The organism is Christensenella timonensis, from assembly GCF_900087015.1.
Lineage (GTDB): Bacteria > Bacillota > Clostridia > Christensenellales > Christensenellaceae > Christensenella > Christensenella timonensis.
This window is the reverse complement of the sequence record NZ_FLKP01000002.1, coordinates 840,334-865,517: the sequence shown is the minus strand read 5'-3', so window position 1 is coordinate 865,517 and position 25,184 is coordinate 840,334. Positions and strand designations below refer to the sequence as shown.

At 43.2% G+C, this 25,184-nt stretch carries 21 protein-coding genes; 5 read left to right on the top strand and 16 right to left on the bottom strand.

Features of this window, described 5'->3' with window-relative positions; all coding sequences use genetic code 11:
* Positions 1-5: 5 nt before the first annotated feature.
* Genes BN6471_RS05690 through rfbF form a run of 6 tightly spaced genes read right to left on the bottom strand, consistent with a single transcriptional unit; the run spans position 6 to position 8,001 of the window.
* Positions 6-809 carry an aldolase/citrate lyase family protein gene (locus BN6471_RS05690; RefSeq protein ID WP_066646354.1) on the bottom strand — a complete coding sequence of 268 codons (804 nt, stop codon included), beginning with the start codon at positions 807-809 and terminating at the stop codon, positions 6-8.
* Complete coding sequence (locus BN6471_RS05685) at positions 806-2,620, bottom strand: thiamine pyrophosphate-binding protein (RefSeq protein WP_204213231.1); 1,815 nt, start codon at positions 2,618-2,620, stop codon at positions 806-808. The genes BN6471_RS05690 and BN6471_RS05685 overlap by 4 nt, the downstream gene beginning before the upstream one ends.
* A gap of 17 nt (positions 2,621-2,637) precedes the next feature.
* A complete protein-coding gene (rfbH, locus tag BN6471_RS05680; RefSeq protein ID WP_066646353.1) occupies positions 2,638-3,981 on the bottom strand; it encodes a lipopolysaccharide biosynthesis protein RfbH in 1,344 nt (447 codons plus the stop codon).
* Between the two features lie 47 nt (positions 3,982-4,028).
* Complete coding sequence (locus BN6471_RS05675) at positions 4,029-6,158, bottom strand: hypothetical protein (RefSeq protein ID WP_066646351.1); 2,130 nt, start codon at positions 6,156-6,158, stop codon at positions 4,029-4,031.
* Entirely contained in the window at positions 6,155-7,222 is a 1,068-nt protein-coding gene (rfbG, locus tag BN6471_RS05670) for a CDP-glucose 4,6-dehydratase (protein WP_066646349.1), read from the bottom strand. Before rfbG ends, BN6471_RS05675 begins: the two co-directional genes overlap by 4 nt.
* Positions 7,222-8,001, bottom strand: a complete 780-nt coding sequence (gene rfbF, locus BN6471_RS05665; protein ID WP_066646347.1) for a glucose-1-phosphate cytidylyltransferase — start codon at positions 7,999-8,001, stop codon at positions 7,222-7,224. Before rfbF ends, rfbG begins: the two co-directional genes overlap by 1 nt.
* A 228-nt stretch (positions 8,002-8,229) precedes the next feature.
* Here rfbF and BN6471_RS05660 point away from each other — a divergent pair, with 228 nt between their 5' ends.
* Both BN6471_RS05660 and BN6471_RS05655 read left to right on the top strand, forming a co-directional pair.
* The gene (locus tag BN6471_RS05660; RefSeq protein ID WP_066646342.1) at positions 8,230-10,968 is read left to right on the top strand and encodes a S8 family serine peptidase; all 2,739 of its coding nucleotides are present in this window, start codon (positions 8,230-8,232) and stop codon (positions 10,966-10,968) included.
* Between the two features lie 228 nt (positions 10,969-11,196).
* Positions 11,197-12,864, top strand: a complete 1,668-nt coding sequence (locus tag BN6471_RS05655) for a glycosyltransferase family 39 protein (protein WP_066646340.1) — start codon at positions 11,197-11,199, stop codon at positions 12,862-12,864.
* A gap of 779 nt (positions 12,865-13,643) precedes the next feature.
* Here the strand turns inward: BN6471_RS05655 and BN6471_RS05650 are convergent.
* Positions 13,644-14,165, bottom strand: coding sequence for a DUF4411 family protein (locus BN6471_RS05650; RefSeq protein ID WP_066646339.1), 522 nt, complete (start codon positions 14,163-14,165; stop codon positions 13,644-13,646).
* Positions 14,158-15,333, bottom strand: coding sequence for an ImmA/IrrE family metallo-endopeptidase (locus tag BN6471_RS05645; protein WP_066646338.1), 1,176 nt, complete (start codon positions 15,331-15,333; stop codon positions 14,158-14,160). The genes BN6471_RS05650 and BN6471_RS05645 overlap by 8 nt, the downstream gene beginning before the upstream one ends.
* A 147-nt stretch (positions 15,334-15,480) precedes the next feature.
* On the opposite strand from BN6471_RS05645, the gene BN6471_RS12530 reads away from it, so the two are divergent.
* Positions 15,481-16,616, top strand: a protein-coding gene (locus BN6471_RS12530) for an IS3 family transposase (RefSeq protein ID WP_147553978.1) whose coding sequence is annotated in 2 segments (ribosomal slippage) — positions 15,481-15,733 and positions 15,733-16,616 — 1,137 coding nt in all. Because the reading frame shifts where the segments join, the coding sequence is not laid out codon by codon here.
* A gap of 158 nt (positions 16,617-16,774) precedes the next feature.
* Here the strand turns inward: BN6471_RS12530 and BN6471_RS05625 are convergent.
* From BN6471_RS05625 to BN6471_RS05615, 3 genes are all read right to left on the bottom strand, one after another.
* Positions 16,775-17,374, bottom strand: coding sequence for a recombinase family protein (locus tag BN6471_RS05625; protein ID WP_059108968.1), 600 nt, complete (start codon positions 17,372-17,374; stop codon positions 16,775-16,777).
* A 319-nt stretch (positions 17,375-17,693) separates the two neighbouring features.
* Positions 17,694-17,972, bottom strand: coding sequence for a hypothetical protein (locus tag BN6471_RS05620; protein WP_059108966.1), 279 nt, complete (start codon positions 17,970-17,972; stop codon positions 17,694-17,696).
* An 18-nt stretch (positions 17,973-17,990) separates the two neighbouring features.
* Entirely contained in the window at positions 17,991-19,232 is a 1,242-nt protein-coding gene (locus BN6471_RS05615; RefSeq protein ID WP_059108965.1) for a hypothetical protein, read from the bottom strand.
* A gap of 117 nt (positions 19,233-19,349) precedes the next feature.
* Here BN6471_RS05615 and BN6471_RS05610 point away from each other — a divergent pair, with 117 nt between their 5' ends.
* Positions 19,350-19,544: a ribbon-helix-helix domain-containing protein gene (locus tag BN6471_RS05610; protein ID WP_059108964.1), complete on the top strand. Its 195-nt coding sequence runs from the start codon at positions 19,350-19,352 to the stop codon at positions 19,542-19,544.
* Between the two features lie 303 nt (positions 19,545-19,847).
* Here the strand turns inward: BN6471_RS05610 and BN6471_RS05605 are convergent, their stop codons facing one another.
* The 5 genes from BN6471_RS05605 to BN6471_RS05585 all read right to left on the bottom strand — a co-directional run bounded on the left by BN6471_RS05605 (position 19,848) and on the right by BN6471_RS05585 (position 24,045).
* A complete protein-coding gene (locus BN6471_RS05605; protein WP_059108963.1) occupies positions 19,848-20,870 on the bottom strand; it encodes a hypothetical protein in 1,023 nt (340 codons plus the stop codon).
* 118 nt (positions 20,871-20,988) lie between these two features.
* Positions 20,989-21,891: a tyrosine-type recombinase/integrase gene (locus tag BN6471_RS05600; protein ID WP_059108962.1), complete on the bottom strand. Its 903-nt coding sequence runs from the start codon at positions 21,889-21,891 to the stop codon at positions 20,989-20,991.
* Positions 21,892-22,233: 342 nt separating this feature from the next.
* Positions 22,234-23,238: a type I glyceraldehyde-3-phosphate dehydrogenase gene (gene gap, locus BN6471_RS05595; RefSeq protein WP_066646336.1), complete on the bottom strand. Its 1,005-nt coding sequence runs from the start codon at positions 23,236-23,238 to the stop codon at positions 22,234-22,236.
* A gap of 113 nt (positions 23,239-23,351) precedes the next feature.
* On the bottom strand, positions 23,352-23,693 hold the full coding sequence (locus BN6471_RS05590; RefSeq protein WP_066649818.1) for an EamA family transporter: 342 nt from the start codon (positions 23,691-23,693) through the stop codon (positions 23,352-23,354).
* A complete protein-coding gene (locus BN6471_RS05585) occupies positions 23,680-24,045 on the bottom strand; it encodes an EamA family transporter (protein WP_066646334.1) in 366 nt (121 codons plus the stop codon). Before BN6471_RS05585 ends, BN6471_RS05590 begins: the two co-directional genes overlap by 14 nt.
* Positions 24,046-24,209: 164 nt before the next feature.
* Between BN6471_RS05585 and fba the strand changes: the two genes are divergently transcribed.
* Complete coding sequence (gene fba, locus BN6471_RS05580) at positions 24,210-25,139, top strand: class II fructose-1,6-bisphosphate aldolase (protein ID WP_066646332.1); 930 nt, start codon at positions 24,210-24,212, stop codon at positions 25,137-25,139.
* Positions 25,140-25,184: the final 45 nt, after the last annotated feature.

The following is a 25,184-nucleotide window of genomic DNA, read 5'->3' as shown; positions in this document are numbered from 1 at the left end:
CATTTTCAGCAATAATCCGCATCCTTGCCTTCAGCCGCGTCGATACGTTGCTTCAGCATAATCATCCTGTTTTCGTCTTCTTTCGCCATTCTATCGTAGAACGCGCATTTCCCTTTTAAATACAAATATTCAAAATGCATTGCGCAAAGAATCGCTTCCTCCATCTTATCCTTGCAGTTTTGCAGGTCGAAAACGATTTTACGTGTTTCAAACCGGGATACAAACGGTTCCATATTTCGTATGAACGGAATCGCATCAAATGAAATTCCGCCGCCAAACCCGACCTTAACATTGTTTGCAAGCGCCTTCTCCGCAAATTCTTTTGCCATATCGAAAACTTGGTCGCTATTAATTTCTTTTCGGGAAAGTCCCACTGATGCCGAGAGATCGACACGTCCAATCGAAATTGTGTCCAATAAACCTTTCCCTTTTGCTAAAATACCGTCAAAATTTTGAAGCGCAACGCCAGTTTCCGCATTGATAATAAATTCGATGTCTTTTTGCTCATGTTCCGTAAATACCTTGTTTGAGGCATCGCAGAATTTCTGCATTGCGAATGGCGTCTCAATCATAGGCGCCATGATCCCCCGCGCACCCAAAAGACGGCATTGATCCATATCCCGAACCGCCTCGCATCCGCCAATTTTGATAAACATTTTCATATCGGCCCGGAACACAACTTCGTTCAAGGAAATGAGCTCATCCGTTCTGGAGCCCTCCGCTTCAAATTCTGCTTTCACAGCGAGAATCCCATATTCATCCCGAAGCTGCTTTAAAACATCCAACATTTCTTTTGTAATCAGATTCATAATTTTTCCCTCTCAGTCTTCAAGCCCTTGATCATATTTTCTTCAAATTCTTCCCTATCTAAAAATGGATACATATCTTCAAGTGAAGGTGAAATCATCGTTCCATCCTCAAGCTTCCTGGAAGATAATTTTGGTTCGAACGCTTGCTCCGGGTCAAGCAATACCTCACAGAGCGCAGGGCCGTCATGGCTCAATATTTCTTTCAGTGCCGCGTCCATTTTTTCCGTCGTTTCCAGCCTGTAATATGGCATTTCATAAGCGTCTGCAATTTTATTCAAATTCGGGAAGCCGACTCCCGACTCCTGGTTCACGCCAACAAGCGGCAATCCAAAAAAAGAACCCTGCGTCTGCCGAATGGAATGATATCCATCATTATTCAGCACAAATATAATAATATTCATATTATTATAACGAATGGTCTGCAATTCCTGGATATTCATCTGGAGGCTTCCATCGCCGGCAAGGCAAACAATTTTTTCATGCGATGCCTGATAGGCCCCTATCGCTGCCGGAACATCATAGCCCATCGAGGCGCACCCTGAATTCGTATACAGCCGCTGCCCTCTCTTGATATTCGCCGCCTGGAATGTGCATACGCAGGCGCTGCCATTTCCGCATACAACGATTTGCCCCTCCGGCAAAGACTTTGTAAGTTCGTCAATAAAAACATAGGGATTGATCGGGCTTAACCGCTTCCTATGTTCTTCCCGCACTGCCGGATACTTCCTTTTTACCTTTTGGCAGTAGGCGATCCATTGCTCCTTTGGCTCAATGCTTTGATCCGTTTTCAGCATCTTTTCCATAAATTCAGCAACATTCCCATGGATAGGCATATCCAGACTGAGCGTCGGCTTTTTCAGCTCATTCTCGTCAATATCAACCATAATCTGATATGCACTTTCCGCAAAATTTTCCCAGTTATAGCTAATTTGGCGGATGTTCAGCCTTGATCCAAGCACAAGCAGCACATCTGCGTTCTGCACGATAAAATTACCGGCGCGATTACCAACCGTCCCCGGCCGTCCAAAGGAAAGCGGATGGGTATCCCATAAAATATCATGGGCGTTCCATGCTGTCACCACGGGGATATTGAAGCGTTCAATTAATTCATAGAATGCTTTTTCCGCTCCGGAAGAACGAATCGCGGAACCGGCAAAAATCACAGGCCGTTCGGCGTTCTTCAATTTTTCTATGACGTCAATAACGACATCATCTGAAATTTCCGGGATATGCTCAAGGTCTTCCCGTTTACTATCATACCTGCATAAATTCTCCGTATCTATCAAGGCTCCCTGTACATTCAAAGGGATATCGAGCCAGCACGGCCCCTTTCTGCCGTGCTTTGCTGAATAAAGCGCCTTTTCCAGGTGATACCTTATTTTATTTGGATCAGTTACCATTTCTGCATATTTCGTCATTGTTTTTACGCAGGCAGTAATGTCAAATTCCTGATCCCCCAATTGACGCAATGGCAAATCCGTACTTCTCACCGTTGTTTCAAATTTCACTTGTCCTGAAATTACAAGCATCGGAATAGAATCCAGCCATCCGCCCAGAACCCCGGTAATTGCATTCGTCCCCCCCGGTCCGCTCGTAACGCACACGGCAGCGATTTTACCGCTTAAACGCGCATAGCTTTCCGCTGCAATCGCACAAGCCTGTTCATGGTGGTTATAGGTGCAATGCAATCCCTTATTTTTTCCCAGCGCATCATTAAGGTGCATCGCGCCGCCGCCAGTCACGGTAAAAATTTGCGTAATATCATTTTCAGCTAAAAAATTTGCGATATAATCCGCTACTCTTATCTTCACGTCTTTCTCCTGTTGCTTTATTGCATTATTTCCTTGATTACCTTGACCATATAGTCAATCATCTCATCCGTCATTCCCGGATATACGCCAATCCAAAACGTATCGTTCATGATCCGATCCGTATTCTCCAACTCTCCAACTACGCGATATCCCTTTCCCGAGGCGCGCATTTCGTCAAAACAGGGATGTTTGATCAGGTTTCCGGCAAATAGATTGCGCGTCTGGATGCCATGTCTTTCCATTTCCCGCACGAGTTCTTCCCGGGTGATCCCCGCTTCCGGTTTTACGGTAATGAGAAATCCAAACCAACTCGGCTGGGAGTTCATTTCCGCCTCCGGTAAAATCAACTTGTCTTCCAGGCTTTCCAGTCCCTCGCGAAGCTTCTGCCAGTTGTTTCTCCTTTTTTCAATAAATCCCGGAAATTTTTCCAACTGCGCGCATCCCACCGCCGCCTGCATATCCGTCGCTTTCAAATTATAACCAAAATGGGAATATACATATTTATGGTCATACCCAAACGGCAGTTCTCCATACTGCCTGTCGAACCGGTGCCCGCATATATTATCCCGTCCGGACGGGCACACGCAATCGCGTCCCCAGTCGCGCAGGGAATTTACAATTTTATGCAACAGCGCATCATTTGTATAAACTGCGCCGCCTTCTCCCATTGTCATATGATGGGGCGGATAAAAACTGGATGTTCCAATATCCCCGACCGTTCCCGTAAATTTTGTCTCTCCATCGAGGCAATACTTTGAGCCGAGCGCATCGCAGTTATCCTCGATCAGCCATAGCCCGTTCCTGTCGCAAAACTCTTTGACTGCTTTCAAATCAAAGGGATTCCCTAATGTATGCGCTGCAAAAACCGCCTTCGTTTTATCTGACAGGGCCGCGTCCAGCATCTTGATATCAAGGTTATACTGCGGAATCGTCACATCAACAAAAACGGGAACTGCGCCATACTGAATAATAGGGGCTACTGTCGTGGGAAAGCCCGCCGCCACAGTAATCACTTCATCCCCGGGCAAAACCCTTTTTTCTTTCAGCAGGGGAGAGGTAAGCGCCATAAATGCAAGCAGGTTAGCCGAAGATCCGGAATTCACCAGCGAACAATAGTTTACACCCAGAAATTCAGAAAAATCCTTTTCGAACCGATCGGCATATTTTCCCGTAGTCAGCCAGAATTCCAGCGCGCTGTCCACGAGGTTTTCCATTTCCCGTTCGTCGTATACACGGGCTGCATAGGTAATGCGGTCCCCTGCCTGAAAAGGCTTCTGGTTCAGTTTATATTTTCTGCAGTACGCGCCTACGCTTTTTAATAGTTCTTCTCTTGCTTCCTGTTCTGTTTTATTCTCAAACATATCGGCTCCTCAAAATCCATACTATTTCTATTTTATTATATTACAATTCATTCATAAAGTGGAACATAATATTGCAGCGTTTCACAAAAACCTGCCTTTATGTCGTTTTTTGCCAACATTTCATTGATGCCGAATTCGTTTGCCAAAATATGTGTTTCCCGGAACTCCTCAACAGCTTCAGGCCAATCCTGTTCCAGTCGTTCCAAAGACCGTGCCGTGGTCAAAAGCGGCTCCTCCCACAGAGCTGCCAATTGTTGGCTTGCATATATACCCGTTTGCTCAGTAGCGCTCATATCAGAGAAATCCATTGTATAAAGCTGTGTATCCCATCCAATCATAGAATAAATTTCCGGAATACCGTAACCCATCGCTTTTGTGCCGACTGGAACTTTTGCGGCAACTTCTTCCGCGATCAGGTCTACCGATTCTTTGTCTCGAAGCAACGTTAAATTTTTCATATAATTATGACCCATACCCGTCATTGTTACCACTGCTATTGCAAAAATCAATACCATACTTGAGAGGCCTACCGCCGCTTTTAATCCTCTCAGGCAGGAAACCTTTCGGTGGGCCAGTCCTTCATTGCATTCCGGACTTTCAGTAAAAAATTGCACTTTTCTTTCACGCCGGGAAAAAAGGAAGCGCTTCATAGGCACAAAATATTTTTGTCCCAATACGCATAACAGAATAATTACCCCCATATAAGAGATTGTTTGATTTCCATAAGCAGCACGATTAATAAAATAGGAAAAGGCTCCCATGGATATCACTGTAATTCCAAGATATACTGCACATTTATAATCCGCTTTTCCCAAATTATCTTTATATGAGAACAGGCGGACCAAGGCAAACCCTATGAAAGTATAGAACAAAATAATTCGTCCTATCCAATAGCTTGCTCCGTAATCGAGGTCAATACTCAGCATATTCTCGATGTCATATGTCTTGCTGAACAATGGGAAAATAAAATCCATAATCCCCAGTACGTTTCCGCCCGCCGCCACATTATAGATGTTTGTTATAAGATAGGCTCCCGCAAAGCTTCCCAGTCCGCCCAATACATATAGAAAAATCCGTCCGCAGCATTTTCCCACACCCTGCCTGCGCCGCAGAAGGGCAATATAGGTCAGGTAGCCAACCCAGGCAGCAATCGCGCAAATTCCAAGCTCTGTGTTCCACACGACTGATAATACGCAAAAAATAAATCCTAGTATTTCGACCCATTTTCGTTTTGCAGCATGCTTGGCATGGAATGCCATCAATGCGATAAATAATGCGATGATTATCGTCCTATGGGGATAAATCTGATAATACGGCGAAGACTTCAGAGCTGCAGGAATGAGCAATAAAGCAATGAGTCCAATATAACGGATATAACGGTTTGTCACCAGGCTATAAATTGCATAGCAGGCGAGCAGGTAAGACAGCGCAACCAATAAGCTCATGCACATGGTGAAAATATGAAACACATCCGTTGCGCCAAATATTCTCACCAAGTTCAGTATTGGCGCAAGTAAAATTGCATAATGCCCATAAACAGAAGTCACCTCATCACTGTAAGGTATCCCGTGCATAACATTATAAATGCTATTGTAATAGGCGTGTTCATGGTGCAGGCTTACATATTCCATAATTGAGGCGGGATAATAGGAAAAACAATATACGATGCAGGCGCAAATCAGGCAGGCGCCCCAGAAAAGAAACTTTTCCCCACGCTTAGAGAGCATGCTTTCGCGCAACGAAAAACCATTCGTTAAATAGAAAACGACCAAAAAGGCTGAAACAATAAACAATAAGACCAAAAGCCATGGCATTCTATGCCATGATAGCGTATCAGCAGACGAATGCGGCATCGTTTCCGCTGCAAAAAAGGATTGCGTCATAAAGACAAAGAAAACAATAACGCAAATAAAAAAGGAAACGACTATTCCCTTTTCGCTGACATGCCACGCTTTCCGTTTTTTCATTTTTGAAAGGGGAAGAAACACCGCTATGAAAAGAATCAAATATAAAATAAAAGTGACAGCATATAATTTCAAGTTGGATATTGCAAAAAATATCCCTATCTGCCATACAATCAACGTCAGTACTGACGCGATCACAAAGGCATAGACCGCTGCCTCGGCGGCCATTTGCTTTTGCACTAGCCCGGATCGTTCCTTTTTCCCCGCATTCATTTCGCCGCGTCATCCTCTTGCAGGTATTCCATAATTTGTTTTTCCATACATTCGGTTATATCGCCGCGCTTCTGCCAATGCTTTACCCATTCTACCGTTTTTTCAATTGCCGTTTGGATATTCCACCTGGGCTTTATTTTTAAAATTGTTTTTGCCTTGGAGCAATCCAGCTTTAAAAAGTTGGCTTCATGGACGGCGTTTTCCTCACAGGTGTTTTTCCATTCGATGCCGCCCCAAGTCCTGCAAAATATTGTGGCCAATTCTCCCGTCGTTACGCAGTCTGAATCATCCGGGCCTATATTATAGCTGCCGGCCGCCCCCTGGTCTTCATATTGTGCCTGTACAATAGTAAGATAGGCATATAAAGGCTCGAGCACATGCTGATAGGGCCTTGTCGAATAAGGGTTCCTTACCAATATCGTTTTGCTTTCCGCCGCTGCGCGTACACAGTCCGGAATGATTCTGTCATTTGCAAAATCGCCGCCGCCAATCACATTCCCTGCGCGCGCAGTGGAAACAGCCGTCTTTGTTCCTTTGAAAAAGGATTGTTTATAACTGTCTGTCACAAGTTCAGAGCAGGATTTCGAGTTGGAATAAGGGTCAAAACCGTTTAGCTCATCAATTTCCCGATATCCCCATTCCCACTCGTTATTTTTATATACTTTATCCGTCGTAATATTCAAAAACGACTTTACGCGGCCATTCCGCCTTACCGCTTCCAGAACGTTCACAGTTCCCATTACGTTTGTTTCATAGGTATATACAGGGTTTGCGTAAGAATCCCTGACAATCGGCTGCGCGGCCATATGAATCACAATTTCAGGCTGCGCCGTTTCTACGGCGCTCTCCAGCGCGCTCAAATCGCGTACATCCCCTGTAATCGAATCCACCCGCTGATCCAGTCCCGCTAAATAAAAAAGTGCCGGATCTGTTGGAGGCTCCAATGCAAATCCGGTGACTTTTGCCCCGCAGAGCAGCAATAATTCACACATCCAAGAGCCTTTAAAGCCCGTATGGCCAGTGAGAAATACACGCTTTCCCCGAAAAAAATCTTTTTGAAACATCAGTCTTCCCAAACCTTCCATGGCGCCCTATTTTCAGAAATCAGCTTATCGAGCAATTGCTTATCGCGCAGCGTATCCATACATTGCCAGAACCCATCATGCTTAAAAGCCATGAGTTCATGCTGCTGGGCCAGCTTCTCGAGCGGCTCCCGCTCCAGAACCGTATCATCGCCATCGATAAAATCAAATATCCCAGGCTCCAAGACCATAAAGCCGCCGTTAATCAATCCCATATCTTCCTGCGATTTTTCCCGGAAGGAAGTAATTGCATTTCCTTCCTCAATATCGAGTATCCCAAAACGGCCGCTGGGCCGTATTGCTGTCATTGTCGCAATCTTTCCATGACTTTTATGATACTCTACCAAAGCATTGATATCCACATCCGATACGCCGTCCCCATAAGTCAACATAAACGTCTCATCCCCAATATGATCCTGTATGCGTTTGAGCCGCCCGCCCGTCATCGTGTTAAGGCCGGTGTCCACCAGGGTTACTTTCCACGGTTCCGCAAAATTATCATGTACTACCATTCTGTTGCCATCTCTGAAATCGAACGTAATATCAGACATATGCAAATAATAATCCGCAAAAAACTCTTTAATTACATAGGCCTTGTACCCAAGGCAAATAATAAAATCATTATACCCAAAACTGGAGTAATATTTCATGATGTGCCACAGGATGGGTTGATCGCCGATTTCAACCATTGGCTTTGGCTTCAAATGGGATTCTTCACTGATGCGCGTGCCGAAGCCTCCCGCTAAGATTACGACCTTCATTTATCATTTCTCCCTGTGCAATAATAAATGTATTATACTTTAAAACGCGACCTAAAGTCAACGCTTCCCCAACCCACACTGCGGTCTTCTCTTCCGGATACTGGTTGGCAGCTCGGTTCCGCTTTTCATTTCTTATGGCGCGCAGCCATGTGCTTTTTTGTATTTTCCCTTGTGATTTTTTATCGGAATGTTTAAAATAATAATCATCATAATGATGCGAGGTCGGCTATGAAATTTTTCTTCCGGAAATTAACTCCTCTTTTTGTTTCCATATGCATTCTTTTTTCCATGATCGTTGTAATTCCTTTTACGGGGTTTGCAGAGGAGACGGCTCCTGCTGAATCTGTTGCCGCAGCCTCTCCTGTGGAGGACGGGGGCGAAATTCCTTCTCCAGCGGAAGAATCCACGCCTTCTCCGTCTGCTTCAGAGCCGGCCACAGAGCCTTTTCCCTCCGGTTCCCAAGGGGAAATCTCCCCACCGGCTCCATTAGCCGAAATCATCGAGATTGCCCGCTCAGATGGCGAAAAAGCGGCAGTGTTGATCGACGCTTATGAAAACACCGAAGAATTTGAAGCGGGCGTAAGGGATATCCTGTCCCTTTATTATACAGAAAACCTGGATGCGCAGCGTAAGGCGTTCGAAGCTTCTTTGCAAGGGAAAGCCATTGATATTGTCAGCGCGTTCCATGCCGCGGCTCAGGAGCGTTCATCCGCAGAGGAACTTGATTATATTCCAGGCGAGGTCCTGGTTGTATACAATAATAATGTTACCGAAGAACAGGCCAGCGAGGCTGTCGCCGAGTCTAACGGGCACTACCTCGAAACAGTCGATACTCCTTCCGAAGAATCCGTCGGTATCGTAGAAATTTCTCTTGAACATACGGTCAGCGAAGCAATCGAGCAATACGAGGCAAATCCCAATATCAAATATGCCCAGCCAAATTACCTCTACTCCGCGCTGGAAACTTTGCCGGAAAATATATCGTACGGTGCTTCTTACAGTTATCCCGACGATCCTTATGCCAGTTCATCCGATCAATGGTATTTATCTAAAATCTCAGTTCCCGAGGCTTGGGAGCTTTTAAGCAGTACGCCGCACACCCAAATAACCGTAGCGGTTCTCGATACGGGGGTTGACGTTTTCCATCAGGATCTCCAGGTGAATCTGGATAAAAACCTGTGTGTAGATTCCACTTCAGATTCCTTGTCTCCCATCACTTCGGATGGCGGCAGTCACGGCACCCATGTAACAGGCATCATTGGCGCTACGGCAAATAATGGAATTGGCATTGCAGGAATATCCGGCGGCGCCGGAAATGATGTGGTTAACGTGATGACAATCGATGTCTTTACAGAAGATAAAGCCTCCACAGCATCTGTTGTACGCGGAATTAATTACGCTATAGATCAGGGAGCGCGAGTGATTAACCTGAGTCTTGGCTATACAACTCTTAATGAATCCAATTACGATTACACATTGAAAAACACGATTGATGCCGCTGTTTCCGGGAATACGGTCGTCGTATGCGCTGCCGGAAATGACGGCTCATCCGCTTATTCTTATCCTTCGGATTTCGATTCCTGCATCAGCGTGATCTCTACGACAAACTATACAAGCGCCTCTTCCAATTGCAGATCCAGTTTTTCAAATTATGGCAACGCCAAGGATATTTCGGCCCCCGGTTCTTCTATCCTAAGCACAGTCCCTACAGGAAGGTACACTTCCGGATACCCTTCAGGTTATGGGGTGCTCAGCGGTACTTCCATGGCGGCTCCCGTTGTGTCGGCTGTGACGGCGATGATGTTGTCTGCGGATCCTTCGCTGACAGTTGATGAAATCAAAGATATCCTTTATCGTACCGCAACCGATTTGTATACTACCGGGTACGATGTACAGACCGGCTGGGGAAATGTCAATGCGCTTGGGGCCATGATTGCAGTTGTCGGCCTTCCCGCCCCTGAAGATCTTTCCGCTGCTCAAACGAACAATGTAGGGATTGCCTTGAAATGGAATGCGGTACCCAACGCTTCCGGCTATTATGTCTACCGTTCTTCCTCGCTGAATGGCGAATATGCATATCTTGGTCAAAGTTCATCTCCCACATATCTGGATACATCTGCAACATTCGGCGCCACTTACTATTATAAAGTCGCCGCCCATCACTCAAAAGCCGGCGCAACCAGTGATCTGTCCGAGAGTGCAGGTATCGCTTTTAAATGGCTCAGTTATCCGAGTACGCCAGAAGGGTTCGTGCAGCGCCTGTACGAAATCATCCTCAGCAGACAGCCGGATGCTTCTGGAAAGGCTTACTGGGTCACGCGGCTCAATTCCCAGTTGGAAACGGGTGCATCGGCATCCTATAATTTTTTATTTTCAAAGGAATTTTCGAACAAAAACTTCTCCGATTCGGATTTTCTGGATATTTTGTACCGTGCTATGATGAATCGTGAGGCGGACACCTCCGGAAAAAATTATTGGCAGAGCTTTCTGGATAAAGGCGCAAGCCGAAAATATGTTTTCGCAAACTTTGTCAATTCTTCAGAATTTAAGCAAGTCTGTTCTTCTCACAATATTTCTGTCGGTTCTTATCGCTCCGACGAAGCACGTGACCGTAACATTGATGTCACAGCTTTCGTAAACCGTTTATACAAATTAGGGCTAACCCGTTCTTCCGACGTGTCCGGCCTCAATCACTGGACAAATGAACTTTTGGCAGGAAGAAAAGGCGGCATTTCCGTTGCATACGATTTCTTTTTCAGCCAGGAACTTATAAAGCAGAATATAAGTAATGAAGAATTTGTGGATCGGTTGTATCTGACTATGATGAACAGGACTGCCGATCCAAACGGAAAAACATTTTGGTCAACACAGCTTAAGAACGGCAATAGCCGCAAAACTATATTTATGAATTTTGCAAACAGCCCTGAATTCAAAACGATTTGCCGTTCTTACGGCATCTCTTTATAGGCATAAATTTGAAAAGCCTTCCTTTGTAGGAGGGTCTTTCTTATGGCAAGTGTCTTCCTGCTTCTAAATGAAAAGAAAAACAGTTCTTTTTTCTTGCTGGCAGCGATGTTCCTTGTGCATATGCAATCAATTTTCTTCCTTCTTCTTTGCGTTCGTTGACATGCCGCAAATTATCTTTTAGAATATTAATTCAGTAGATTATTTGCAAAATAATCAAAAGGAAAGTCTATGACAATTGCCCATCAAAAATGTCCGTTTTCATATAAAGACCTAATTTGCGTCGCATTTATTGTAATCATCAGCTATTGGGTTACTTACTCTTTTGCACTCAGAGGCATCGATCCGCACCATGATGGCTTCATGCTGAAAACGGCGGCTGACGTTGCCAATGGCTTAACATTATACAAAGATACCTATACGCAATATACTTCTCTGGGAATTTACCTGCAGGCATTTGGGGTTTCTTTGTTTGGGGAATCCGTGCGTTCTATTCATATTATGGCATGCATTTTTCATGCCTTTTCCACATGTCTCATTTATATCATTACCAGGCGTTTTTCCAATCGAATTATCGGTATGCTGACGGCACTGATCGCCATCAGCCTTGGATATTACTATTTTTGGAACTTTCACCCTTGGTCCAATGTGTTTGCGGTGACATTTCTCCTTGCTGCCTGCCTGTGTATGATTCGCTTTATTGAACAAAGGGGAACCAAAAATATTTTTTTGGCGGGCGTTTTCGCGGCATGTTCCTTCTGGTGCAAACAAACGGTAGGTTTATCGATTTTTGCAGGCCTTGTTCTTCTCTTGCTCTTATGGCTTTGCCGTTTTTCCAGTAGAAAGGAAACTCTGGGCAATATTTCATGGTATCTTTTAGGTAACATCCTTGTTTTTGGTATTTTTATGTCGATTATTATTATCCAAGGTGCTTTCAGTGACTGGTGGTTACAGGCAATTGAAAACGGGGCGCAATTCGCGGTTGACCGCATCGGCGACCAAGGCAGTCTAGCTGCGGCAATTTGGAATAATTTGTGGGGAGTCAATTATAACCCGCAATATGATTGGATATGGAGTCTTTTGCCAGCTTTGTCACTTGTCCTTTTTGGCACTGCGCTCACCAGATTGCTGATAGGACGCCGTCAGGGTCAAAAACGGATTGGTAACAAAATCAGGCTCTGCGCTTATCTCTGTTTAAGTATTTTTTGCTTGTCTTCCTGGTTTCAGTACTATCCCATTTCCTGCTACCGTCATGCGGAATGGGGAGCCTATCCTATGTTTTGTGTGCTGGCAATTGTGTTGTGGGAAACCATTACTTTCCTGCTTCAAAAAATGAAACGCCCGCAGAAATCTGCCTGGTGTACGCTGCTGACTTGTGCTGTATTGCTTGCGATATGCAGCACCAATATTTTTGTCCGCTTTCATCTGGGCTACGACAAACTAACCGGTTCCCAAGGCTCCAAACCAATTACAGATTCCGAAGCGAGTCATGGGCAATCAACGATATTATATAATAATAAAGAATTTCCTTTCCTGAACGGACTATATTTGTCTCCAAGCGAAGTTATTTTCTATAACGCTTTCAATCAGTCCATAGCAGAAATAAAAAATATTTATCCCGATAAAAATATCGTTAACATTACACAATTGATTTTATTTTCTTCCTATACCATGGAAAACGTGTTCCCCAAAACGTTTGGCGTTTCGGGCGGATATGATTCTTTCGAAACGGATTTGCAAGAATATATTAATACGGAGTCTCCTATTCTCATCGCGGATACAAAGACCCTTCCAGCTGAATTAGGCCAAAATTACATCTTATTTGCAAAAATTCCGGGAACCAGCGGAGATGTTTTTGATCTCGCAGGCGATATTATTATTTTGGTCCCGCAAAACTAACGTCCCGCATTGGATATATGGAGACCCGTGGAATAGGGAATATATTTTTCAATAAATATTATATCCACATCTTGGAATTTCTGTTCGCGTCGTCCCTTCCTCGTCCGACAGTTAAATTCAAATTCCGGCAGTAAATCCTTGAATAACATAAAAGCACCTTTCTTTCCGAATATAAACCCGTTAAGAAAGGTGCTTATTTTATGTTGTTATGACAACAATTTGGTAATACATACTTGCAAATATGCTTTTACCAACAGCTATCGTACTTGAAGCGGCTTTCCCGCAATCTTGAAAAATTTCAATGTCTTTTCCCTGAGATGCAATACCGTTCAATCATGCATGGTTGTCGCTTATAACAAGTGCTTCTCGCCCTTCTTCGAAGCGCGTTTCAACGAAGCGTAGCGAAGTTATTTCACGCTGTCGATGTAGGAGATAAGGTCAAGAACCTTGTTGGAATAACCCCACTCGTTGTCGTACCATTTGCAACCAGAATTTCCACATAAAATCCGCATTACAAAGCCATTTATAAGCATTTTACTAACTGGTTTATATTCAATTTTTTATTAACAGTTATCGTACCATTTGCGATAACTAAAATCGTACTTCAAGTTAGTTTATCGTAACAGAACGATGACTATGAAAACTGTATCATAGTTGGGCTTTCATCTCAAGAGGCAATCTGCAATATTGCAAACTTAGAAAGACAACCGCATTAACTTAATAAATTCATATTGACTTTTACTATTGTTGTTGCTTTATTACATAGGATATGTTCTATTTTACAAACGAATTCCCAAATCTTCTACCATCTCGAAAATACCCACATACGGGACTGAAAAAGCATCGCATACATCCGGTATCTTTGGATTATTCCTTCGTTTTCCACCTTTTTCGCAAGTTACTACAGTATAGCAACTATGCGCTTTCGCGGTAGCAATAATCCAAGGGTCGGCTGTCTGATTGTTCGCCCACAAATTAAACGCTGCATCGGAATATTGTGGGGACTCCTGAATATGGTTAATGACCTCCCCATAACAATTCACTATATCTGCATCCCCAAAGACATCTATAAATTCGCCATCATATGTATCTTCAATCCATTTCTGCAATACATCTTTTTTGTCTTCTTCATTTGTCCTACAAATTTCATTTCTTGCCAAACTAATAGACACTATCCTTCCATCTTGCGCCCTTTCGTTTAATTGATTCCAAAAACTAGGCGCAAATGTAAAACGATAATACTGTTGATGAGGTGTGATAAACACGTTTGCATCAAGCAGAAAAATCTCTGTCTTATCCAAAATGCTGTCCCTCCATCATCGTTTTTTCAAAATGTTCAAAAGAATTTCTGGATAAACCAGTCAATTTATATGCATCCGTGTATAACAATGTACCGTTGTTCACGCTATCACTAATCGCTTTAAAAAAACGAAAATCCATTCTGGATTTTGCCGTTTTAAAGTAATCTCCACCCCCGTTGCCTTTTTGGTTTTTCTCCTTTACATTATCCATTGTTTCTTCATAGATTTCATTATAGATACTAATTGCTACTTTTTTCGTATCAAATGCTTTTTTTGCAATAACCAGATTGCTTACATTAAAATATTTAGCCAAATCCTTAATTTTTTCAGAAACATCACTAATATTACTTTGATTCCATTGAATATCAAATACGTCCCGCGGCACTAGTAACTCAGCAGCGACTGCATTACATTTAATTTCTATTGGATTTGCATAATTCGCTTCACTTTTATAGGTTTCATTATATAATTCACTTATTCCAAACCATATATGTGCTAATTCATGGCATAAAGAAAATATGCGTCCACTCCAAGCATCCCCCGCATTAATAAAAATTAAAGGCGCATATTTATCTACAATTACAAAAGCCCTAAATTCACTTACATCTAACTTCCTATGGGTATTATTTCCAACAACACCATTCATCATAATCATAATCCCTGCGGCTTCGACCTTGCGACGCAAGTACACAAACGAATCATGTGTTGTTTTAAAGTCAACATACCATTCTTTTTTAATATTAATATCTTTTCTGATTTTTTCAACAATACTTAAAACACTATCATCAGGATAAACAGAATGCACAAAAGAAAGTGGGGACTCATCCTGTTGAATTAGATATTCTTTCATCCACTCCTGTCTTCTTTCCATATCATAAATAGTATCAACCAGTTCTCTACTTGGCTGATTTACAATATCATTCTGAATAGTGCGATATTCTAACAATTCTATTTTTTCTTCTGGGGGTGTCTTCAAAAAAAAGTATCCGAAAGGTATATGCGTTTTCATACTCAATTTTTCTATCTGCTTAATTGTAGGTTGACTAATACCTTCCAACCATTTATTTAATTTAGGGAAAGTATATAAAACATCATCGAAATCCAAATTGGCTTTGTTTATTGCCCACTGTAATACTTTAGGATTAACTGGGACATTAATATTTGCCATCTGTACCCGCTCCTTTCCCTTATTACTTCTTGCCTTGATTATATTATAACTCAAATTTAGCACTTGACAATGGATCTATACTAAAAAAGTAGACATAAAAGTAAACAGTCTATTACAATAAAAGAGACACAAAAAGGAGGTTCTTTCATGGCTGCAAATAACTTCAAAAAATACGATGATGATTTTAAAAAGTCTCTCGTATCTCTTTTCCAAAATGGCAAAACACAGACCCAACTCTGTAAAGAGTACGGCGTTTCTCAATCCGCCCTTGGCAAGTGGATCAAGCAGTATTCTACCGTTCAGGTCGACGACGGTGAAGTCCTTACTGCCAAACAGGTTAAGGAACTCCAAAAACGGAATGCACAGCTCGAAGAAGAAAACCTTATCCTAAAAAAAGCGATTGCCATATTCACGCCTCACTCAAACAACGATTAGACGCTGTCCACAGGCTCCGTTTTCAGCACCGTATTCAAACGCTTTGCCGTGTCCTGAATGTCAATAGAAGCACTTACTACAAGCATTTTTATTCTCCTCCCGCTCCCCGTGTTTCTCTTAATCAGGATCTTCGACGCCTTATCCTTACTATTTATGCTGATTATGACAAACGCCTTGGCGCCTATAAAATCCACCATGTCCTCCAGCGTGACTATGGCGTCCGCATCAGCGTTGGACGAGTGTACCGCCTGATGCGCTCTATGCATTTACCAAAAATGTCTACTGCTCACCCCAGACATTATTTCTGTCGTTCCGATGACAGCCTTTGTCCCGACCGTCTCCGCCAAAGCTTTACTCAAAATGCCCCTAATCTTGTTTGGGTGAGTGATATTACTTATCTGCGGGCTGGCGGAAAATGGTATTATCTTTGCGTTGTCATTGACCTTTTTTCCCGCAAGGTCATTGCTTGGCACCTGTCTTCCAAACAGGATGTGGACCTTACGATCACTGCTTTCCGTAAAGCTTATGCCGCCCGCAGCGCTCCCAAGGGTCTGATGTTTCACTCTGACCGTGGAACTCAATATACCGCTTTTGCTTTCCGTAGTCTTTTGGACTCCCTTAATATTGTTCAGTCTTTTTCCAAGAAAGGATATCCGTTTGACAATGCTGTATGTGAATCTTTTTTCAAATATCTGAAAAAGGAAGAAGCTAACCGTAGAAGCTACTCTTCTTTTCACGATTTAAAGTTGGCTATTTTTTCCTATATTGAAGCCTTCTACAATGCCAAACGTCCCCATTCTTCTCTTGGTTATTTGACTCCCGATGAAGCTGATGCTCGTTTCCCCTAATTATCTTCACTTTTTTCTGTCCACTCTATTGACTATACTTCAGTATTAACTTCTAAAAATGAATCTACTCGCTGCATAATATCACCGACCTTAACCCTGATTATATAAATACCCTATTTTATAGTTTAGCATAGGTAAATTCATACTACAATGAATATTTACCGCATCATCTCCACATACTTATAAATCGTCGTCCTGCTCATCCCGCACAACCGCGCGAACTCCGTTACATTGATTTCCTTCTTCTTATACTTGGGATAGTGCTTCATAAACACTGACGGAATATCATCTAATGATGTATGCGGTCTTCCTGCCTTGCGACCTTCGGCGGCGGCGTTCGCCATTCCACTCTTGACACGCTGGCTTATCATATTGCGCTCCAGTTCTGCAAACACGCCTGCTATCTGTAGGAACGCTTTTGTCATTGGGTCTATCTCTTCCCCTGCCGTGCAATCAACCGTGATAGAACCAACGATAGACAGCTTTAAACGGCGTTCTTTCACCATTTCAATGATATCTAATAATTGTTTCGTGCTTCGCGTGATACGGCTGACTTCAAGCGACGTTATTGTATCACCTTCCTGTAGCTTTCCAATTAATCGGTTCCACTCTATCCTATCTACTTTAGTGCCGCTTTCATACTCCAAATAGATATTCTCTCGTTCTACTCCTTGCTGTATCAGTTCTCGTATCTGTCTTTCAATATCCTGTTTTTCCTCATTCGTGGAACATCTCGCATATCCATAATTAACAGCCATAGTTTTCGCACCCACTTTCTTTTTTCTGACTACATTTATATTATATATGTTCACGAAAAGGTTGTCTATATATTTTGAACACTTTCTGCATATTTTCCCCTCTTTTTGCCTATATTTGAGCAACAAAAAAGTGTTCACAGTAAGAATTGTTTTTGTGAACACCCGTTGCATCGTATTGACTGCCGTTCCGAGCATCTGTATCATTTAACAAAAAATACACCGATTGAAGATGCAGAACGTTAAAAAACAATAGCGGGGCGGTAAGTAACACATAATCCAGTGTCCCAATACCGCCCCGCTATCCCTTTACATATAATTTTTAGAATGCTGATTCATGCGTTACACCAAGACAGATATCATTTTTATCAAAAATAAGCACGATATGATAGTGTTGTTGCATCCATTGCTTCACCGTCAGACCTTCCTCATTCGTGGAAATTGAATTAGGCATTCCTACTACTCTGCGTATTTCTTCAAAAGTTTTGCCTTTCAATGTCCCCAGCTTCAGAAAGCGTTTATGCAATGACCTGCTGGAAGCCCACACCACAATCGGCACAATGCAGATACACAAAATCACAATTAACCATACAATAATCATTTTTACCTCTCCTTAATTCTATTCATTCTGCGGAATCCACTCATATTGATTTTGATTCAGCGTAATTGTCTCTCCGTCCGTAGTATGCACTTTGATAATTGCCACTTCATATTTTGTCGCCGTATCATAACCGGACATCGTCCAGTATCTATCGTTCTCGCTTGCCGACCAAACCTCGCCCGCTCCAATATTTCCATCTTCTCCCTGATAGGTGCAAACCGCATAAGGTTCATGCCCGTATCCCTTTACAGTTTCCCCATAGTTATTCAAACATTTAACCGCAAAATCAAAGGCATCTATCGGCACATCGCCCGTATTCTTCACCCGTATATAAACCTCGGGAGTTCCTATAGAATTAGTATCGTAGCGGATTCCCTCTATTTCTAACGGTATCGTTACGGGTTCCGGCGTTGCTGTTGCGGTTATTGTTGGTTCTGCCGATGTGGTACTTACCGCTCCTGTTGTATCATTTGATTCTGATAAATTGTTCCCTGCATTTTTATCTTCTTTTTCATATTTCTTATTTAATAATTGTTGGTATTCATCCGGTAGTATGTAGCGCCCATTGTCAAAATAATTTAACGCCTGTGCAATCTTCAACTTCAGATTCTCTTCGCTACTATAGTTTCCCAACTGCAACACCAATGCGTAGTACTCAGATTCTATTTGTCCATTTTCAGCAATAGCATTAGGTGTTTTTTCACACAAATCTTTTGTATCTAATAACATTTGCGAATAATAATCATATATCACACCTGCTTCTTGGGGAAGTATATTCTCAGGGATTTTTTCCAATTCATTTAGAAGAGGCGTCACCTTCTCAAGAGACTCATTAGATGCAGAATTTAAAACATCATAATTCCCTCCTTGAACCTCTTTGAAAGCATCTGTCAATGAAATCAGAATGTCCGAGGCAACTCCAAATCCTTCCATCACATAATCTTCTATAAAGTCGCGTACGGTAACATACTCCACCGCCTCTTTACACTTTCCAGATATGCTTTGCTGTGCTTCTTCATGCGCCGCAACATAATCTTTGCTATTCAGAAATTGCGCGGCATCAGCAAAAAGAGCATCTTCATATTCATCCGTTATTTTATCCTTCTCTGCGCCGTCTTTCATCTTTTCAATCTCTTCTCGCGCCGCTTGATACTCTTTGCTGTCAATCGCTTTCTGTACCGATGCAGTTCCGGCACAACCGCAAAAGAGAATAGCGCTAACCAAAGAAATGAGGCACAACATACAAATCAATTTTTTCATTTTCTCCATCCTTTTTAACATCAAGATTTTATGTAGTCGCTACAGTATGCACTACAAGTTTGTAATATATATTCTATATCAATCACAGAGTAGAATCAAGGTAAATGAGGTGTTTCAATGAAAGACGGTAAAATACGCATTACTAAAAAGGAAAATCTAAAAGGTGAAGATGGAAATTCCGTCATTTCTGTCCGCATCAAAAAAACTGTATTATCAGAATTGGATAATATAGCCAAGCAGACAGACCGTTCCAGAAATGAGGTTATCAATATTTTGTTGGAACAGGCGGTAGAAAATATCGAAATAGATTAGCACAATATTAGAATAGAAGACAGATGGCAGAGCGCCGCAAACGCTCCGACCATCTTTTTTCTTTATCCCTCTGAATATTTTTTTATTAATTGTCTGTATGGGCTTTCAAAAGCAAGGATTTCACGACCATGCTTCTAAAAGCAAAAAACTTCCAAAACTCCCTCTATTATCATGTTTATATTTAAGAAAAGATATTTTGGAGGCAATTTTTTGTATGTGTTTTGCATACACTTTTTGCAAAAAGAATCTCCTTAAAATGTTGAATATATTGCTGATTATCCGCTTATTTTGACGACACTATCGCTATTCTGCGGCAAATTCCCCCAGCGCCGCAACCCTGTCCCATTGATTCCCCGCATACAACAAATAAGGATTTATGATAATCTTCATGTCCTCTTCCCGTTCGTTATGGATAAAAGACACCACACGCATTTTCCTGTCATGGTAATCAAAACTGACAGCATCGTAATATTTCACAAGCCGCCGCGCGTTTGACTTATCGTATTCAATCATGTCGCAAAACTCGCCCAGCGTCATCGGCTGTATGCATTCCAATTCCGTAGCAAGCGGTTGATGACAGACGATATTCCATTCAAGATTGATAAACGGCATCAGCATGAAGATATAGCCTAAATGCTTATGCTGACGCGGCACTAGCGACTGATACAGGTTTACCAGTTGCCGGATATAAATTCTTACGCTTCTTTTTCCGTTTGGAATATCGACAGGGAATTGCGCATCCTTGTAGAAATAGCCCCGTGAAAGGTACAATCCGTCTTCCTTTTCCTGCAAATATTCCCGCGCTATTATTTCATCATAGAATTCAGCAAACGGCGTATCGGAAAGATGCAGTATCTTTTTCATGGTTGATTTCTTCATTGGAATAAACTGTGCAGGACGTTCGCCCTTTTTAGGCACTTTCCTTGCCATCTCTCCTATCCCGGATAAATCATAACTGCACATCAATTTATTATCGCCATAATTCAGGTAAGTCGCTAAATACATCAGCCGCGCCAGTGTTTGCGGCGCTAATCCTTCAAAATCCTTTTCACAATTCTTAAATGTAGAAAAGATAAACGCGCCTGTTTCCGTCGACTTTTCCTTTTGCCCTTTATGCTTCAAATAGCGCCTCTGCCCTGCTTCCTGCCGCTCGCCCAGCGCTTTCCCGTATTCGCGCCGCCGCTTAGCTTCTTCCACAGACATCACAACATACCCTGTAGAAATATCTTCGCCTGTTTCTTTATCAATAACGGCAATCTCTTTTGGTTTTTGCACCTTGACCGCCTGTGCATTCGCTGTGCGCCGTTTCCCGTTTTCCTTCGACATATCCAATCCCTCCGTTATTCATTCCCCTTCGCTATTGGGGCAATTATATATTGATTTTTATGTACTGTCAATCGCTCTCGTATTCCCGTATTTCCTTTACTTAAGCACTATTTTCATTTCAAAGATTCATCAGCGGGCTTGTCTTCATCGCCGCTTCCACAACTTCCCTATCTTTGATTCCTTCCAGATATCGCTGTGTAATTGCAATGCTTTCATGCCCCATCAAACGGGATAGCGTATAAAGGTCAAGTCCATTCCTTAACTGTACCTGCGCGTAAGTATGGCGGCAGGTATGCGGCGATATCCGCACTTCCTTACTGACCTTCGCAAACTTCCCCGCATCTTTCACCACACGCTCTATCATTTCATGCGTCAACGGTTTTGCCCTTCTGCTTACAAAAACATTAGGCGGCAAAACGCGGTATTGGAAATAGCTGTTACGCGCATTTAGATACTTGAACAGTACCTTTGCCAAGAATGGGGATTTCGGCACAACACGCTCTTTATTTCCTTTGCCATGCACCAAGATGAAATCCTGCTTTAACTGCGTATCCTGTAACGTCAGGATTTCATTTAAGCGCATCCCCGTATCAAACAGCATACAAAGGATGGCTTTGTTCCGTAGCGTCAGGAAATCAAAACCGTTATAATAATCAATCATCTTTTTGATTTCAATGTTGGTAAACGTCTTGATGATTACCTTTGGCTGGCGCAAGTTCCTGATTCGTTCTGTCAGCAAGGTGTCTATGTAATGTTCTTCATACGCATATTTAAAGTAACATTTATACGCTTTCAGAAGGTCGTTGACATATTGCGGCTTTCGTCCCGCATTGGTCTTTTCCATCAGAAAGCCCTTGATATGGCGCGGCTCCACATCTTCCAGCATCGTGATATGATGCTCCGTTGCCAGATACCGCAACAGGTATTCTATCTGTTTCCTGTAATTGTCAACCGTCTTGTCAGACAGTTTGCGGCATTGGCAGTTAAACACATACTCCATCAATAAATCTTTCAACAGCATTTTCATGTTCCTTGTTTTTGTATGTCGTGCGCAGATGCAGGTTGGATTTTTCAAAGCGATGCCGGGAGAGATAGAACATCCGGTTCATCGAGGTCGGCGGCGCTACGGAAAAATTCAAGATGCGCTACGCAAGGCATACAAAAAAGCATCCTTTCTCCCGAACATTCGTCCCATTGAAAAGATGCTTTTCTTGCATTTTTTATGCGGCTTTTTGTGTTTCATACTCCGTAGCTACGAAAACCCGAACCGTTGTCTTCACATTTTTGTCTTTTCCGTAGTCCACTGCGCCTTACACGCAAAACCGCTCTGTTATCGCATTCCTGCGAGTGCCTGTTTGATAACTTATTTCACAGTATCGATATAAGAAATCAAATCCAGCACTTTGTTCGAGTACCCCCACTCGTTGTCGTACCAGGAAATCAGCTTCATGAAGTTGCCCGTGAGCGCGATACCAGCCGTTGCATCAAAGATGGACGTATGAGCGTCGCCGAGGATGTCGCTGGAAACGATCGCGTCTTCCGTGTAGGACATGATACCCTTCAGTTCGCCTTCGCAAGCCTTTTTAACAGCCGCGCATACTTCTTCATAAGTCGTGTCTTTGCCAAGACGGCATGTAAGGTCTACAACCGAACCGTCAAGCGTCGGAACACGCATGGACATACCCGTGAGCTTGCCGTTCAGTTCCGGGATAACCTTGCCAACCGCTTTTGCAGCGCCTGTGGAAGAAGGAATGATGTTACCGGCAGCAGCACGTCCGCCTCTCCAGTCTTTCTTGGAAGGGCCGTCAACCGTCTTCTGGGTAGCCGTCGTCGCATGAACCGTCGTCATAAGACCTTCAACAAGGCCGAAGTTGTCGTTGATAACTTTCGCCAGAGGCGCAAGGCAGTTCGTCGTGCACGACGCGTTGGAGACGATCGTCATGGACGGATCATATGTTTTGTTGTTAACGCCCATTACGAACATCGGCGCGTCAGCCGACGGAGCAGAAATCACAACCTGCTTTGCACCGGCATCGATATGAGCCTGTGCTTTTTCCTTTGTTGTGAATACGCCTGTGGATTCCACAACATAATCTGCGCCGATCTGTCCCCATGGGATTTCAACCGGATTCATTTTGTCGAATACTTTGATTTCATTTCCGTTGACAACGATAGCACCATCCTTATGGGAAACTTCACCGTCGAATCTGCCGTGAACCGTATCGTATTTGAGCATATACTCCATATACTCCGGATCAATGAACGGATCGTTGATGCCAACGACCTGAATGTTCGGGTTCTTCACGGAAGCGCGGAACACCAGTCTTCCGATTCTGCCAAAACCATTAATACCAACTTTGATAGCCATAATAGAAAGATCCTCCTAAAAAATATTTAATATTTGATATACATTAAACTTTTGCGTACATATTACATTATATTTGATTCTACTGCGTTTTGCAACAGCTTTCGCCCACTTTTTCACAAGCAGAAAACCACCAGTCCGGCAACGATCAAAATATTTCCAATAATCTTTTTTTTCGTCAATTTTTCTTTCAGGATTACGCAGCTTAATACTGCAACTATAACAAATCCCACCGATTCGATTGCCGGGCCGTATTTGTAATCCATCCCCGTATATGCCCAAACGGCAAACAGCATCGAAACCAGAAGCATCACATAGCCTAAAATAACGCGCCAATTCAGATATTGCTTCCAGAAACCGCCGTGCTCGATATTGGCACTGGTCTTCAACAAAATTTGCGAAAAAGCGGCAATCGTTACGCCGCATAACATAATAACAAAACTACTAATGCTCAACATCTGTATTCACCAACATCGCGCCCGCAATAATCAAAGCCGTACCGATTACGTTGTACACGGTAATCCTTTCCTGAAAAATAAGCGCCGCCCATACCATCGACCATATTGTGGCCAGCGACCGGTTTGCATAGGCAACATGCAGATCAAACTTCTTCAGCGCCTGCTGCCAAAGCAACGCATATACGCCCAACACCGCCACATCCAAAACGACATACAGGATAAACAGCGCGGACATAAACTCATTTCCATTTGTCGCCATCTTCCCAAATACGCCGGAAAATGTATAGACAATGATGATCAGCTGCAAGAAGACGACACTGCGCCATCCTGCTTTTTTTGTAGTTTGCTCCATTCGCCATATCCTCCTCAGCATATTCTATGCTACTTTTTTACTTTTCGTCTGTCAATAGTCCTTTTCATGAACATTTCCCTGTTTGAGCGGTTGTTATTTTGCCCATCAAATAGTATAATAATTTTGTCTTAGCATGTATCAATATTTTTAAGGAGGATTTTGTCATGCCATTAGTTACCACGACGGAAATGTTCAAGAAAGCGTATGACGGCGGTTACGCCATCGGCGCTTTCAACGTGAACAACATGGAGATCATCCAGGGGATCACCGAGGCTGCGAAAGAGCTCAACGCGCCGCTGATCCTGCAGGTTTCCAAGGGTGCGCGTAATTATGCAAACCCGATTTATCTCACGAAGCTGGTGGAGGCCGCTCTTGAAGATACCGGTCTTCCGATCTGCCTGCATCTCGATCACGGCGACAGCTTTGAAACGTGCAAATCCTGTATTGACAGCGGCTTTACATCTGTTATGATCGACGGTTCCCATCTTCCCTTTGAGGAGAACATCGCTGTTACCAAACGCGTGGTGGAATATGCGCATGACCGCGGCGTCGTTGTCGAAGGTGAGCTCGGCCGACTTGCCGGCGTGGAAGACGAAGTAAAGGTATCCCATGAGGATTCTTCCTACACCAGGCCGGAAGAAGTTTATGAGTTTTCGAGCAAAACGGGCGTTGACAGCCTCGCGATCGCAATCGGTACAAGCCATGGTGCGTTTAAGTTCAAAGGCGAACCCAAATTGCGCTTCGATATCCTCGAGGAAGTAACAAAAATTCTTCCCGGTTTTCCGATCGTCCTGCATGGGGCTTCTTCCGTTATTCCTGAGTTTGTCGAAATGATCAACAAATACGGCGGCGACATGCCCGGCGCACAGGGCGTTCCGGAAAACCTGCTGCGTAAGGCTGCGGAAAGTGCTGTTTGCAAGATCAACATCGATTCCGACCTTCGCCTTGCAATGACAGGAACGATCCGCAAGCACTTTGCGGAGCATCCGGCTGATTTTGATCCCCGCCAGTACCTAAAACCTGCGCGTGAAGCGATCAAGGCAATGGTTGCACACAAGATCGTAGATGTCCTCGGCTGCGACAATAAGGCTTGAATTTAACGTAATAAAAAGCCCTTTGCAGATGTGAAGTAGTAACCT